Genomic DNA, 13723 nt, shown 5'->3' on the forward strand with positions numbered 1-13723 from the left:
GGTGTCTGACCTCGGGGGACGAGTGCTCCACCCGCCGCTTGACCTCAAATCTAGGCTCCGGGAGGGCTGGGGTCGTCATGCCCTCGTACCGCTTGCCGGGCCTCCCGGAGGATGAGCGATGACCTGCGGCGTACTCCCCTGGGTGGAGAAGCGGGCCCGGGTCTCAGGGGTTTCCCGGAAGGGACGCCCGCCGTACCCCTTCTGCTCCGCACCGTCGGCCCCCGCCGTCCGCTCCGCCCCGTCCGTCCCGGACCGTGCGCCCGGCATCGCCCCCCGGGGCGCTCACCGGGTGACTTCGCTCACTCCGTCCCTCCCCCGCCCGCCGTGGTCTCCCACCGACGGTCCGTCCCGCTCGTCACCGCCCCGTGGGCGCACCTCGTGTCCCCGGCGCCCGCGGCCGTCCCGGCACGATCACCCTTCACGGGATCAACAGCCTTGTGCCGAACGGTGGTTGCGATCATGGTCGGTGTGCGGCCGTCCTGTTCATCCCCGTCCTGACCGCCCTTCAATTTTCCCGTCCCGCACCGACAATCGATCGGGGCGAGAGGGCGCGGCCTCTGCGCGGACATGCCCGTGGAAACGTAAGCTGTGGCTCGTCAGACGGACCGGGCAGCGGGGATGGACATGGCGATGATGCGCCTCAGGCGTGAGGACCCGCGTGTCGTCGGCTCGTTCAGACTTCACCGGCGGCTCGGCGCGGGCGGGATGGGCGTCGTCTACCTGGGCTCCGACAAGCGGGGCCAGCGGGTCGCGCTGAAGGTGATCCGCCCGGATCTGGCGGAGGATCAGGAGTTCCGGTCGCGCTTCGCGCGTGAGGTCTCGGCGGCACGGCGGATTCGTGGCGGGTGTACGGCGCGGCTCGTGGCCGCCGACCTCGAGGCGGACCGTCCGTGGTTCGCCACCCAGTACGTGCCCGGCCCCTCCCTGCACGACAAGGTCGCCGAGGAGGGCCCCCTGACGGCCGCCGACGTGGCCGCCGTGGGCGCCGCGCTGTCCGAGGGTCTGGTGGCGGTGCACGAGGCCGGGGTCGTCCACCGCGATCTCAAGCCGTCCAACATCCTGCTGTCCCCGAAGGGGCCGCGGATCATCGACTTCGGCATCGCCTGGGCGACGGGCGCATCGACGCTCACCCACGTCGGCACAGCCGTGGGATCGCCCGGCTTCCTCGCACCCGAGCAGGTGCGCGGGGCCGCCGTGACCCCGGCCACGGACGTGTTCTCGCTCGGCGCCACGCTGGCGTACGCGGCCACCGGCGACTCCCCCTTCGGGCACGGCAGTTCCGAGGTGATGCTCTACCGCGTGGTGCACGAGGAGCCCCAGCTGCACGGGGTGCCGGACGCGCTCGCCCCGCTCGTCCGCGCCTGCCTGGCGAAGGACCCCGAGGAACGGCCCAGCACCCTTCAACTCTCCCTGCGGCTCAAGGAGATCGCGGCCCGGGAGGCGCAGGGGATCGTGGATGTGAGGCCGCCCGCTCAGCGCGGCGAGCCGGACCGGCCGACGGGGCGGCTCGCGGACCAGTACGCCGAGCAGCGCACCGTACGGCGTCCGCAGGGCCCCGGTACTCCCCCACCCCGCAGCAACGGCTCCCGGCCCGGGGCACGCCCGACCCCCTCGCAGCGCAACACGACCCGCTCCGGCGGCCGGCCCGCACCCCGCAGCGGGGCCGGGCGGCAGGCGCCCCGGACCACCGGGACCGGCCGCCGCCCCGCCAACCCGCGGCTGCTGCGCCAGCGGCTGTTCGTGTTCGTGGTGGTGACGCTGCTGGTGGCGCTGGGTATCGCGGCCGCCCAGGGCTGCCAGGGCCCGGCGCGCGGGCTGGACGACGGGGGCGTGCGCCAGGGGGTACGACCGCAGCGGTCGTACGCTCCGCGGCTCGGGCCCCTCATGGCCGTGCAGTACCGGAGCGAGCTGAACCGGGCCGGCTGAGCGGTCCTCGGCACCGGCCCTCCGGCGCGGTCACCCCGCGACGCCGAGCTGATCCGAAAGGCAGGCCCTAGGCTCCGGGTCGTCCGGTGGCCACCGCGTAGAAGGCCACCGCGGCCGCCGCGCCCACGTTGAGGGAGTCCACTCCGTGGGCCATCGGAATGCGGACCCATTCGTCGGCGGCGACCAGCGCCTGCGTGGACAGGCCGTCCCCCTCCGCGCCGAGCATCAGCGCGACCCGCCCCATACGGTGCGGTGCCGTCTCGTCGAGCGGCTTCGCCTTCTCGTCGGGCGTGAGCGCGAGCAGGGTGAAGCCCGCCTCGCGGACCGAGTCCAGGCCCCTCGGCCAGGTGTCGAGGCGCGCGTAGGGCACCGAGAAAACCGAGCCCATGGAGACCTTCACGCTGCGGCGGTAGAGCGGGTCTGCGCAGTCGGGCGACAGCAGGACCGCGTCCATGCCGAGTGCGGCGGCCGAGCGGAATATCGCGCCGATGTTGGTGTGGTCGTTCACCGACTCCATGATCACCACCCGGCGGGCGGTGGCCAGCAGCTCGTCCGCCGTCGGCAGCGGCTTGCGCTGCATGGAGGCGAGGGCGCCGCGGTGCACGTGATAGCCGGTGACCTGCTCGGCGAGTTCCGGGCTGACCGCGTAGACCGGGGCCGGGAGTTCGTCGATGACGTCCCGCATGACGTCGACCCACTTCGCGGACAGCAGCATGGAGCGCATCTCGTAACCCGCCGCCTTGGCCCGTCTGATGACCTTCTCGCCCTCGGCGATGAACAGGCCCTCGGCGGGTTCGCGCTTGCGGCGAAGCTCCACGTCGGTCAGGCCCGTGTAGTCACGCAGACGCGGGTCGGCGGGGTCCTCGACGGTGATGAGATCGGCCACAGGGTGATACTGCCTTGTCCTGGGGGCGGTGCCAACGGCTGGAACGGGCCGGGTTACCGCAGGTTACGAACGGCTGGAACAGGTGGGTCGGGTTCGGGTCATGCCCCGGGACGGGGGCCCGCCTTCACGACCTGGCCGACGACGATCACGGCCGGTGGCCGCACGTCCTCGGCGCGCACGGTCTCGGCGACCGTCGCGAGGGTGGCGTCGACCCGGCGCTGGGCTGCCGTGGTGCCCTCCTGGACCAGGGCGACGGGCGTGTCGGGCGCCTTGCCGTGGGCCACGAGGGTCTCGGCGATCTTCCCTATCTTGTCGACGCCCATGAGGATCACCAGGGTCCCGGTGAGCTTCGCCAGCGACGGCCAGTCGACCAGCGAGCGCTCGTCGTCAGGGGCGACATGACCGCTGACCACGGTGAACTCGTGTGCGACACCACGGTGGGTGACGGGTATGCCGGCCGCTCCCGGCACCGAGATCGAGCTGGAGATGCCCGGGACCACCGTGCATGCGATGCCCGCCTCGGCGAGTGCCTGGACCTCCTCCATGCCACGGCCGAAGACGAAGGGATCGCCGCCCTTGAGCCGGACGACCGACTTGCCCTGTTCGGCGTGCTCGATCAGCGCGTTGTTGATGGCCTCCTGCGCCATGAAGCGGCCGTAGGGGATCTTCGCAGCATCGATCACCTCGACGTGCGGCGGGAGTTCGGCGAGCAGGTCGCGGGGGCCGAGCCGGTCCGCGATGACCACGTCGGCCTCGGCGAGCAGGCGCCGGCCGCGGACCGTGATGAGGTCCGGGTCGCCGGGGCCGCCGCCGACCAGCGCGACACCGGGGGTGCGGGTGCGGTGGTGGGGGGCGACGAGCGTGCCGTCGCGCAGACCCTCGACGACGGCGTCGCGGATGGCGGCGGTGTGCCGCGGGTCGCGGCCCTTGGCCTCGGTCGTGAGCACCGCGACCGTGACGCCCTCGCTGTGGCCGGTCGCCGGGGTCCAGGCGGTGGCGGCGTCGGCGTCGTCGGAGCGGACGCACCACACACGCCGGCGTTCCGCCTCGGCGGAGGCGGCGGCGTTGGCCTCGGGGTCGCTGGTCGCGATGAGGGCGTACCAGGCGTCCGCGAGGTCCCCGTCCCGGTACGGGCGCTTGATCCAGGTGATCTCGCCCGCGTCCGCCATGGCCTCCACCGAGGGGGTCGCCTCGGGGGACACGAGACGGACGTCCGCGCCGGCCGCGACCAGCGCCGGGAGACGGCGCTGGGCGACCTGACCGCCGCCGAGGACGACCACACGGCGGCCGGAGAGGCGAAGCCCTACAGGGTACGGGGGGTGTTCGGCCATGGAGGTGTGGCTCCTCGTCCAGGCGGTGCGGAAGGGGCCTCTACGCCGTCGGAGCGGCCCTGACGTGGGAATTTTACGTGCGGCGCAGCGGAACGCCGCCGTCGGTCCGGTCCGTGGACATGACCACGGCACTCCGGGGAGGCCCGGGGCCGGCGCCCCGGGCCTCGCCGTGTGGCTACTTCTCGGTCACCCCGGCCGAGTCGAAGGTCGCCACCTCGTGCATCGCGCGGGCCGCGCTCTGCACGAGCGGCAGCGCGAGGAGCGCGCCGGTACCTTCGCCGAGGCGCAGGTCCAGGTCGACCAGGGGGCGCAGGCCGAGCTTGTTGAGGGCGGCGACATGGCCCGGCTCCGCGCTGCGGTGGCCGGCGACGCAGGCCGCGAGGACCTCGGGGGCGATCGCGCGGGCCACCAGGGCGGCGGCGCCCGCGCTGACCCCGTCCAGGATCACCGGGGTGCGCAGGGAGGCGCCGCCGAGCAGCAGACCCACCAGCGCCGCGTGTTCGAGGCCGCCGAAGGCCGCGAGGACGCCGATCGGGTCGGCCGGGTCCGGCTGGTGCAGCTCGATCGCCCGGCGCACGACCTCCGTCTTGCGGGCCAGCGTCTCGTCGTTGATGCCGGTGCCGCGGCCCGTCACATCGGACGGGTCGGTGTCCGTGAAGACCGCGATCAGGGCGGCGGACGCCGTCGTGTTCGCGATGCCCATCTCACCGGTGAGCAGCGCCTTGTTGCCGGCGGCCACCAGGTCGCGGGCCGTCTCGATGCCGACCTCGATCGCCTGCCTGACCTCTTCCCGGGTGAGCGCCGGGCCGGTCGTCATGTCCGCCGTGCCCGGGCGGACCTTGCGCGGCAGCAGGCCCGGGGTCGCGGGCAGGTCGGCGGCCACGCCCACGTCGACGACACACACCTCGGCGCCCACCTGGTTGGCGAACGCGTTGCACACCGCGCCGCCGCCGAGGAAGTTGGCGACCATCTGCCCGGTCACTTCCTGGGGCCACGGGGTGACGCCCTGGGCGTGCACACCGTGGTCGCCTGCGAAGATCGCGACGGCCGCGGGCTCCGGGATCGGCGGCGGGCACTGCCGGGAGAGGCCGGACAGCTGCGCGGAGATGATCTCCAGCATGCCGAGCGCGCCCGCGGGCTTGGTCATGCGCTTCTGACGCTCCCAGGCCTCGCCGAGTGCCTTGGCGTCCAGCGGGCGGATGCCCGCCACGGTCTCGGCGAGCAGGTCGTGCGGCTCCTCGCCGGGCAGCGCGCGACGGCCGTACGTCTCCTCGTGCACGACCCAGGACAGCGGGCGGCGCTTGGACCAGCCCGCCTGCATCAGCTCGGGCTCGTCCGGGAACTCGTCGACGTAGCCCACGCAGAGGTAGGCGACGACCTCCAGGTGCTCGGGCAGGCCGAGGGCGCGCACCATCTCACGCTCGTCGAAGAAGCTGACCCAGCCGACGCCGAGGCCCTCGGCACGGGCAGCGAGCCACAGGTTCTCGACGGCGAGCGCGGAGGAGTACGGGGCCATCTGCGGCTGGGTGTGCCGGCCCAGGGTGTGGCGGCCGCCCCGGGTCGGGTCGGCGGTGACCACGATGTTCACCGGGGTGTCGAGGATGGCCTCGATCTTCAGTTCCTTGAACTGTTTCGCGCGGCCCTTGGGCAGCGACTTGGCGTACGCCTCCCGCTGACGCTGGGCCAGTTCGTGCATGGTGCGGCGGGTCTCGGCGGAACGGATCACGACGAAGTCCCACGGCTGGGAGTGGCCCACGGAGGGCGCCGTGTGGGCGGCCTCCAGGACCCGCAGCAGCACGTCATGGGGGATCGGGTCGCTGCGGAAGCCGTTGCGGATGTCGCGGCGCTCGCGCATCACGCGCAGCACCGCCTCACGCTCGGCGTCGTCGTATCCGGGTGCCGCCGGGCCGGTGGACTCTCGTACGTCTTCCACTGCGGCCGTGCTCTCTTCCTGGTCGGCGGCCCGGGTGTCCAGATCCTCCGCCTGCTGTGCGACTACGGGCTCCGGTTGCGCGATACGCGGCTCCGGAGCGGACACCTCGCCCTCCCGGGGCGCGGGAACGGTGACTACGGGCTCCTCCGTCGCCGCTGCGGCGGCCGGGGGCTCCTGCTGCTCGGCGCCGGCCGGAGCGGGTTCCTCGAGGGTTCCCCGGTCCTCGGGGGGCAGCGGCGGCACGTGCAGGGCGTGCGGCGGGGTGGGGGCCAGATAGGGGCCGGCCGGCACGGTGCCCTCGACGGGCACGAAACGGCCGAGCGAGTGGTCCGCAGACTCCGCGGTGAGGGCGGTCGGCTCGTCGTGCGCGGGGCGCTCGCCGAGGGCATGCTCGGCGGCCGCCGCGGCCTCCGCGGCGACGGCGGCCGGCACCGCCTGGCCGGGCTCGGCGACCGCGGGCTGCGCCTTCTCCACGGCGGGCGCCGGAAGCGGAGTAGCAGTTTCCGGGGCCGCACCCTCGGCCGCATGGACGGACGGGGTGTCGTGCGCCGCGTCGGCCGGCTGATGGTCCGGCGCGGCGGGCACCGATTGGGCCGGGTCCTGCCCGTGCGGGTCCGGTGCGGGCACACCGGGCTCGGAAGCCTGTGCGGACGGCACCGGGAGGCCGGTGGCGGGGGTGGTGGGGGTGGCGGGGGTGTCGGTCGCCTGCCGGGGCACCCCCGTGTGGGCGCCTTCGTCCGCGGGCTGCGGTGCGTTCGGCGCGGCGGTGAAGGAGGCGGCGTGCGGCAGCGGGGCGTCGGGGGCCGTTTCAGGGTCGCCGGCGGGCGATGCCTCCGGTGCGGGTACGGCTTCGGGGGCCGGCGGGGCGGCCTCGGCGGGCAACGCCTCCGGGACCGGTACGCCGTCGGCCGTCCCCGGGGTGGCCGGGAGCGGTGCGTCCTGCGGGGCGGGCGCGGCCCCGGCGGACGGGCCCTCGGGACCGACGTGCGTCCCTTCGGGGGTGGGAACGACCTGGGCGGCGTCCGCAACGTGCGGGATCGCGGGCTGGGCCGTCGGCAGGCCCGCGGTGTCCTGCGGCAGGCCCTGGGCGCCCTGCGGAGGACCCGGAGCGTCCTGCGGAAGACCCGGCATGTCCTGCGGCAGGCCCACGACGTTCTGCGACGCCGAGTCGGCCGGCGCCGCGGGCGTCTGGGTTTCGGGGGCGTGGAACGCCTCGGGACCGGCGGCAGCCGGCAGCCCCTCGAACTGCCCCGAACCCTCCGGATCCGGCGGCACGGCCTGGGGGGCGAACGGCGCGGGCTCCGGTGCGAACGGCGCGGGTTCCGCGACCGTCACCGGCTCGGGCGCCGCTGCGGGAACGACCGTTTCTGCGGCGCTCCCCTCGAGACCTCCCGGGCCCGGGGTCCCGGCCTGCGGCGGGGCGCCCCACGGCACCGCGCCCTGCGGGGAGTTGTCCCCGGGGTGCGGCACGTCGAGGTACTCGGGCCCGGTCGTCGGCGGCCCCGCCGGGCGCATCGGCGCGTCCGCCGGACCACGGTCGGAGAGCGAACGCACCGGGCTCGAGGTGGCGTCCGGGGTGGGCGGCCCGAGGTGCAGCGGGCGGCGCGCCGGACCCGACTGCGGCACGGACGCCGGAGGCGGCGTACGGACCGCGCCGACGTCGATCGAGCCGCTGTCCCGGCCGGCCGCCTCGTGCGGACCCGGCTCATGGGGATACGGCGCCGGGGCCTGGGCGGGCTGCGGCGTCTCGTTGCCCCATGCGCCCTGCTGGCCGGGCATCAGGAGCAGGTCGTCGTCCTCATGGGCACTGTCGGAGGGGTCGAGGTAGGTGTACGCGCCCGGCGCGAGGACGCCCGGCTGATCCACCATGCCTGCGCTCTCCGGCAGTCCCTCACCCGGGACCTGGCCGGTGTCGGTCATGCGTACCCCTCGCCCATCGGTTAGTGCCTCTACGACCAGCTCGCCCGGAACGGCGCGCCGACCGCCCGCAGTGAAGAACGAGCGTGCGTGCCCAGCGGCACGAACGACCCGCCAACAATGACGACAAAGCCATTGAACGGCATTCTCGCGGCCGCCCCGCCGTCGCGGCAGCCTGATCCACGACGAGCCGCTGTGGACTGCGCCACTCTGCGCGCGCTCCGGTTCTGCCGTACCACACTGACCCCAAAAGAGGCATGGTTTCCGGACATTGGCTGACGTAGGGCCGGATCACCCAAGTGCGGTACAACGGTCGGCCAGCCTACCGCGCCGGTACGACAACCGGATCACGGGGAGCGGTCGGGCAATCGCCCGCTGAGCAGGAACGCGACACTCCGTTCCTTCTCCGTCCAGCCCCGTGTGTCGAGTTCGACGGACTGGAGCAGAGCGCACTCGACGTCGTATCCGTGCTCGGAGAGATCCCTGCCGACGAGTTCGGCGGCGTCGCGGGTGGCCGCGTGCGCGACGATGCGCTGCGGGCGGCGGTCGGCGACGGCGGAGACCACCGTGGCTCCCCCGCCTCCGACGCGGACGACGTCCGGTTCGGGGAGGTTCTCGAGGATGTGCGGGGCGGTGCCGTGCACGGTCTGGAGCTGGACGCCGAAGCGGCGGGCGGCGGCCGCCGTACGGCCGCACGCGTCGGGGTCGCGGTCGACGGCTATGACGGCCGCCCCGCAGCGTGCGGCCTCCACGGCGAACGCCCCGCTTCCGCTGCCGATGTCCCACACGAGGTCGCCCACCCGAGGTCCGAGACGGGCGAGTTGGACGGCGCGCAGCAGATCCGTCTCCCCTTCGCCGAGCCCGCCGCCGTAGGTCTCGGCGGGCAGCGCCCAGCCGCGCGGTCCCGCGCCCGGGTCGCGGCCGGTGATCCAGCCGCCGCCGTCGGTCACGCTCACCGGTCCCCCGATGACGATGACGACGTTGGGGTCGCGCCAGGTGTGGTCGGCGGCCTTGTCGGAGGTGACGACGGTGACCTGTTCCCGCTCGGTGCCGAGCTCCTCGCAGATGACGAAGGTGCGGTGGACCCCGTCGAGGAGCAGGCCGAGTTCGGCGGGCCCGGCGCCCGGTGAGGTGAGGACCGCGACTTTGGCATGGGCTCGGCATACGTTCACCGCGCGTCGCAGGGTGCGGCGGTGTGCGACGACCACCTGCGCGTCGTCCCAGGGCATTCCGGCACGTGCGAAGGCGGCGGCCACCGAGGAGACGGCCGGGACGACTTCGACCTCCAGACCGAACTCGGGGGCGCGCAGGGTCCGTACGACACCGAAGAAGCCCGGGTCTCCGTCGGCGAGGACGACGGCGGTGCCGCGGTGGCCGGCTATGCGACGGGCGGCGAGGGCGAGGCTGCCGAGGCGGATGCGCTCGGCCGTCTGCGGCACCTCGGGGAGATCGAGGTGGTGGGCCGCGCCGGCGACGAGCGTGGCGGCCCCCAGGGCGGAGCGCGCGGCGGCGGTCAGCGGGGAGCCGTCCCAGCCGATCACCGTGACCCGGTCGGCCATCGTCGTCAGTCTCCCAGAAGGTCTTCGCAGGTCGTCAGGGGGCAGCCCGCACGGCGGGCTCCGTGAGAGTACCCCGTCGAGCCGGTTCCGCCCGCCCGGGGGCCCGGCCGGTTGGAGTGGGTCCCCGGCGTCAGCGCCAGTTCGAGAACGACGTGAAACCGCCGCTGTCGGCCAGCTCCTCGCTGACCCCGTCCAGATCCTCCGGGAGCAGGCTCCAGACGATGAGGTCGGTGCGCACGTCGGTCCACTCGCCGCTCTCGCCGCGGGCGCGGGCTATCCAGGCGCCGCGCAGGACTCCCTCGCTGATGCAGCCGATCTTCTGCGCGACCTGCTGGGAGGCGGTGTTGTCGGCGGCGGTGCGCAGCTCGAGACGTGCGAACTGCCGGTCGTGGAAGACCCACTGCGCGGTGGCCAGGGCCGCCTCGGAGGCGTAGCCCTCGCCGCGCGCCCAGGGGGCGATCACATAGGCGATCTCGGTGGAGCGCACCCGCCAGTCGGTGTTCCGCAGGTGGACGATGCCGACCAGGCGCTGGGTGAGGAACTCGTCCACGGCGAAGACGATGCCGCGTCCCTCGGCTCGTTCGGCGGGGGCGAGTTCGGTGATCCAGGCGCGGGCGTCGGCTTCGGTGTAGGGCTGGGGGACGGAGGTCCAGGCGGTGACGAGCTCGTCGTTCATCATCTCGGCGAAGGCTTCGACGTCCGACTCGTCGAAAGGGCGCAGTACCAACCGCTCCGTGCTGATGGAGACGTTGGGAAAGGTGCCAGTCATGCGCCGCTCCGTAACCTCGGAAAACCTTCAGGCCTGCTGAACTGCCCAGCATGCAGCATGTGAGCACGGAAACGCACCACGGGGCCCACACCCGGTGAGGGAGTGGACCCCGTGCGTGGCGATACGCGGAGTACGTGCCGTCAGAAGGAGGGCAGGACCGAGCCGGCGTACTTGTCCTCGATGAACTTCTTCACCTCGGGCGAGGTGAGGAGCTTCGCGAGCTTCTTGACCCGCGGGTCGTTCTCGTTGCCCTTCTTGACCGCGAGGAAGTTGCCGTACGGGTTGTTCTTCGGGGACTCCAGGACGAGGGCCTCCTTGGCGGGCTTGAGGCCGGCGGAGATGGCGAAGTTGCCGTTGATCACCGCCGCGTCCACGTCGTCCAGGGAGCGCGGGGTCTGGGGCGCCTCGACCTCCTTGAACCGGAGCTTCTTCGGGTTCTCGGCGATGTCCTGGGGAGTCGCCTCGTTGCCGGTGCCGTTCTTGAGGGTGATGAGTCCCTTCGAGGCGAGCAGCTTCAGGGCCCGCGCCTCGTTGACGGAGTCGTTCGGGACGGCGATGGTCGCACCGCTCTTCAGGGCGTCTGCGTTCTTCACCTTGTGGGAGTAGAGGCCGAGCGGCTCCAGGTGCACCGTGACGACGGGCACGATGTGGGTGCCCCGCTTCTTGTTGAAGTCGTCGAGGTACGGCTGGTTCTGGAAGTAGTTGGCTCCGACGGAGCCGTCCTCGGTCGCCGTGTTGGGCGCGATGTAGTCGGTGAACTCCCTGACCTCGAGGTCGAGGCCCGCCTTCTTCGCCAGGTTGTCCCTGACGAAGTCGAGGATCTCGGCGTGCGGGGTCGGGCTCGCGGCGACGACCAGCGGGCCGCTGGTGTCGGACGCGGAGGACGAGTTCTTGCCCGAGCCGCAGGCGGAGAGCCCGAAGGTGAGGGCTCCCGCGGCGAGGACGGCGGTGGTGATCTTGGCGGTCTTACGCACGAAAAGTGCCTTTCCTAGGGTGGTGCGGCCCCGCCTTGGGTGGCGGGGAGTCTGTGAGGGGTGTCAGGCGGCCTTGCCGACGTCCGCGGCGGCGGGCTCCTTCGCCTTCAGCAGCCGCAGCTTCGGTACCGGGCCCGAGTGGCCGCCGCGCCGGTGCAGAGAGCGGGCCGCGTAGTCGCCGGCGAACTGGATGAGCGAGATGACGACGGCGAGGATCGCCACGGTGATCCACATCAGCTGGGTCTCGAAGCGCTGGTAGCCGTAGCGGATGGCGACGTCACCCAGGCCGCCGGCGCCGACCGTGCCGGCCATCGCGGAGTAGCCGATGAGAGCGACGACCGTGGTGGTGGCGGAGGAGATCAGCGAGGGCAGGGCCTCGGGGACGAGGACCTTGCGCACGACGGTCCAGGTGTTGCCGCCCATGGCCTGCACGGCTTCCACGAGCCCGCCGTCCACTTCGCGGACGGCCGTCTCGACGAGGCGGGCGAAGAAGGGGATGGCGCCGATGGCGAGCGGCACGATGGCCGCCTCGCGGCCGAGGGTCGTCCCGGTGACCCAGCGGGTGAAGGTCATGAGGGCGACCATCAGGATGATGAAGGGCATCGAGCGGGCGATGTTCACGATCTGCCCGAGGACCTTGTTGGCGACGACGCTCTGGAGCAGCCCGCCCCGGTCCGTGAGGACCAGCAGGACACCGAGCGGAAGTCCGCCGACGACGGCGATGAGCGTGGACCAGCCGACCATGTAGAGGGTGTCCCAGGACGCCTGCGACAGCAGCGGCTGCATCTCCGACCAGGTCACTTGACACCGTCCTTCACCAGCGCGGGCTCTTCGGCGGCCCGGCCCACGACGTCGATCCGGAGGCCCTGTTCACGCAGGAAGCCGACCGGCACCACGTTCTCCTCGTAGCGGCCGGGCAGTTCGATGCGCATCCGGCCGACCTGCTTGCCGCCGACGGTGTCCATGGCGGCGCCCAGGATCGAGATGTCGATGTTGTACGTGCGCGAGAGCTGCGAGATGACGGGCTGGGTCGCGACATCCCCGTGGAAGGTGACGTCGACGACGGTGCGGTCGTCACCGGCCGCGGCGCCGCTGAGCGGGAAGAGGGCGGCGGCCAGTTCGGAGCCGGGGGTGGCGAGCAGCTCGCTGACGGTGCCGGACTCGACGATGCGGCCCTTCTCCATGAGGGCGGCCGAGTCGCAGATGCTCTTGACGACGTCCATCTCGTGGGTGATGAGCAGGACGGTGAGACCCAGCTGCCGGTTCAGATCGCGCAGCAGCTGGAGGATGGAGCGGGTGGTCTCCGGGTCGAGGGCGCTGGTCGCCTCGTCGGAGAGCAGCACCTTGGGGTCGCCGGCGAGGGCGCGGGCGATGCCGACGCGCTGCTTCTGGCCGCCGGAGAGCTGGGCCGGGTAGGCCTTGGCCTTGTCGGCGAGGCCTACGAGTTCGAGCAGTGCGAGAGCCTTGCGGGAACGTTCCTTCCCGGATGTGCCGAGGATCTCCAGCGGCAGCTCGACATTGTCCTGGACCGTCCGTGAGGACAGCAGGTTGAAGTGCTGGAAGACCATGCCGATACGGCTGCGCGCCTGGCGGAGTTCCTTGCCGGCGCGCGGACCGCGGCCGGCGAGCGCGGTGAGGTCCTGGCCGGCCACGGTGACCGTGCCGGAGGTGGGGCGCTCCAGGAGGTTGACGCAGCGGATGAGCGAGGACTTGCCGGCGCCGGACTGGCCGATGACGCCGTACACCTCGCCCTCGCGTACATGCAGGTCGACGCCGTCGAGGGCGGTCACCTCGCGGCCGCGCGAGCGGTAGACCTTGGTAAGGCCCGATGTGGTGATCACTGGGGTTTCCGTCACTGTCGAGTGCAGGGCGTGGATGCGCGCCGGGCACGGGTGCGTGGGAACGCGACACGGTTCTCGCGATGGCGATCGAACCGGGGAGAACAAGTGCGCGATGGAGTCCCCCGGGCCGTTCGGCGGTGGGGGCGGCTCAGTCCGGTACGACGCGGGCGTACGGACAGGGCAGGGCGGTCTCGCTTCGGGGCGCGAGGCTCTGGATGGTGCAGGGGCCCTCTAGCAGGCGCACATTCGGCACATACAACGAGCACCGGGCGTCATGGTCGCCTCGGTCGCAAGGGTGCGGCAGCTCGTCGTGGTCATGGGCCCCAGTAAAGCAGACACACCGCTGTGAGCCGGCACGGTTGTCCGCTATTCGGACAGCCGTGGACGGTGTGAGGCCGTCTCCGGGGACCGCCGGGAAAGGCTCGTTGACCGGACAGGACACGACCGGGAGGCCCCGAGCACCGGATCGGGTCCGTCAACCGGACTCGCCGGGTTGTGGTCAAGGCCACGGTGGCCGGCCCGGCGCGAGCCCGGTCGCCGGTGTCCGCGGGGCGGCTGCCGGGGGCGAGCGTCTCGGGTCTTTTGGA

Annotated in this window: 9 protein-coding genes; 1 reads left to right on the forward strand and 8 read right to left on the reverse strand. The window is 72.8% G+C overall.

Annotation, left to right across the window (positions count from 1 at the left end; genetic code table 11):
* Window positions 1–618: 618 nt before the first annotated feature.
* Complete coding sequence (locus tag ABZ876_RS18670) at window positions 619–1926, forward strand: protein kinase (protein ID WP_361782078.1); 1308 nt, start codon at window positions 619–621, stop codon at window positions 1924–1926.
* Window positions 1927–1993: 67 nt separating this feature from the next.
* Here the strand turns inward: ABZ876_RS18670 and ABZ876_RS18675 are convergent, their stop codons facing one another.
* The 8 genes from ABZ876_RS18675 to ABZ876_RS18710 all read right to left on the reverse strand — a co-directional run bounded on the left by ABZ876_RS18675 (window position 1994) and on the right by ABZ876_RS18710 (window position 13136).
* Window positions 1994–2812: an RNA methyltransferase gene (locus ABZ876_RS18675; RefSeq protein WP_361781820.1), complete on the reverse strand. Its 819-nt coding sequence runs from the start codon at window positions 2810–2812 to the stop codon at window positions 1994–1996.
* Between the two features lie 98 nt (window positions 2813–2910).
* Window positions 2911–4143 (reverse strand): uroporphyrinogen-III C-methyltransferase, encoded by a 1233-nt coding sequence (gene cobA, locus ABZ876_RS18680; protein WP_361781823.1) that lies wholly within the window; start codon window positions 4141–4143, stop codon window positions 2911–2913.
* A gap of 175 nt (window positions 4144–4318) precedes the next feature.
* Complete coding sequence (gene cobT, locus ABZ876_RS18685) at window positions 4319–7996, reverse strand: nicotinate-nucleotide--dimethylbenzimidazole phosphoribosyltransferase (RefSeq protein WP_361781826.1); 3678 nt, start codon at window positions 7994–7996, stop codon at window positions 4319–4321.
* 344 nt (window positions 7997–8340) lie between these two features.
* On the reverse strand, window positions 8341–9552 hold the full coding sequence (cbiE, locus tag ABZ876_RS18690) for a precorrin-6y C5,15-methyltransferase (decarboxylating) subunit CbiE (protein WP_361781829.1): 1212 nt from the start codon (window positions 9550–9552) through the stop codon (window positions 8341–8343).
* A gap of 130 nt (window positions 9553–9682) precedes the next feature.
* Window positions 9683–10321 (reverse strand): GNAT family N-acetyltransferase, encoded by a 639-nt coding sequence (locus tag ABZ876_RS18695; RefSeq protein ID WP_361781832.1) that lies wholly within the window; start codon window positions 10319–10321, stop codon window positions 9683–9685.
* 140 nt (window positions 10322–10461) lie between these two features.
* Window positions 10462–11295, reverse strand: a complete 834-nt coding sequence (locus ABZ876_RS18700) for a MetQ/NlpA family ABC transporter substrate-binding protein (protein ID WP_361781835.1) — start codon at window positions 11293–11295, stop codon at window positions 10462–10464.
* Between the two features lie 63 nt (window positions 11296–11358).
* Window positions 11359–12096 (reverse strand): methionine ABC transporter permease, encoded by a 738-nt coding sequence (locus ABZ876_RS18705; protein ID WP_361781838.1) that lies wholly within the window; start codon window positions 12094–12096, stop codon window positions 11359–11361.
* The gene (locus ABZ876_RS18710) at window positions 12093–13136 is read right to left on the reverse strand and encodes an ATP-binding cassette domain-containing protein (protein WP_361781841.1); all 1044 of its coding nucleotides are present in this window, start codon (window positions 13134–13136) and stop codon (window positions 12093–12095) included. Before ABZ876_RS18710 ends, ABZ876_RS18705 begins: the two co-directional genes overlap by 4 nt.
* Window positions 13137–13723 lie beyond the last annotated feature (587 nt).

Source organism: Streptomyces sp. NPDC046931 (assembly GCF_040644655.1).
GTDB lineage: Bacteria > Actinomycetota > Actinomycetes > Streptomycetales > Streptomycetaceae > Streptomyces.